At 60.8% G+C, this 1,162-nt stretch carries 1 pseudogene; it reads right to left on the bottom strand.

The annotated features are described in order from the left end of the window. Positions 1-359, bottom strand: a pseudogene (locus L9Z73_RS31370) (transcriptional regulator); the annotation flags it as partial. Between the last annotated feature and the right edge of the window lie 803 nt (positions 360-1,162).

Genomic DNA, 1,162 nt, shown 5'->3' on the forward strand with positions numbered 1-1,162 from the left:
GCCAGGCTGAAGCCGCCGCGAAACACCGCCAGGCGGCGCAGGCAGATCTGTTCGCAGGGCGAGAGCAGGTCGAAACTCCAGTCCAGCGTGGCGCGCAAGGTCTGCTGACGGGGTAGGGCGCTACGGCGGCCACGGGTCAGCAGGCGAAAGTTGTCTTCCATCTGCACCAGCAGGCCCGGCAAGCCGAAGCGTTCGATCTGTGCCGCCACCAGCTCGATGGCCAGCGGGATACCGTCGAGGCGCTGGCAGATATCAATCGCCAGCGGCAGTTCGGCTTCGCTGAGCGCGAAGCTGTCCTGATGCGACATGGCCCGTTCGATCAACAGTTGCAGGGCCGGATAGCCCAGTGCGGCGCGGCGGGTGGCCAGCAGCAGAAGGCCGGTCAGGGTGATGCCGATACCGGCCAGCAGGTAGTACAGCGACCCGCCGAGCAGGCTCAGCTTGATACCACCGGCCAGCAGGGCCAGGCCCATGATCAGCAGCAAGACGCCTAGCAGCCTGGGCAGCAGGCGGCTTGGGCTTGAGGCACCATCAGTGCTCATAGTGTGTTTCTCCGTGACGTTGGAATTATGTATCCCCGTGTGTCTTCACTGTAGATGACGATTTGGCACGGGCTTGGTTCAGCATTAATTGGGTTTTCTGGGGATAGCGGGGGTTATCCACAGGCGGGTGATTTATCCCCAGGCGCGGTTGGGTGTGAGACAGCGCTGTCTTTATGGCGAGGGTTAGTCGTCAAGATGGGGTCGACCGAGGGTGAATCGTTTCAGGTTATTGCCGCCAAGGATAATGCGCTGGGGCGTTGAGAGAAAGCGAAAATCGTAAGATGCATTATTTCGGATTTGGTAACAGTGACGGATTGTCGCTGTTAAACGGGGGGAGTTTGCTGGTGTGGCGGCCTTGTAGTCAGCCCGGGGAGTGGGGTGTATATCCGTTTCTTTGGTAACGGCGGCTTATGGTTCCGCCCTTACGGCGGGTCACTTTTGAAAAGCGCAAAAGTAACCCAAACGCTCTTGCCCCACCACTCGGCACCTCGCTTAGGCTCGGTGTGCCCGAACGCAGGCTTGAATCCGTGGGCCGCCGTCATGGGCCATCCTTGGCCCAGGACGGCTAACCCGGCGTCCTGCCGGGTTACCCACGGATTCAAGCCTGCGTTCGGCCAGCG

Origin of the sequence: Pseudomonas emilianonis (assembly GCF_023072625.1) — a bacterium.
GTDB lineage: Bacteria > Pseudomonadota > Gammaproteobacteria > Pseudomonadales > Pseudomonadaceae > Aquipseudomonas > Aquipseudomonas paraveronii.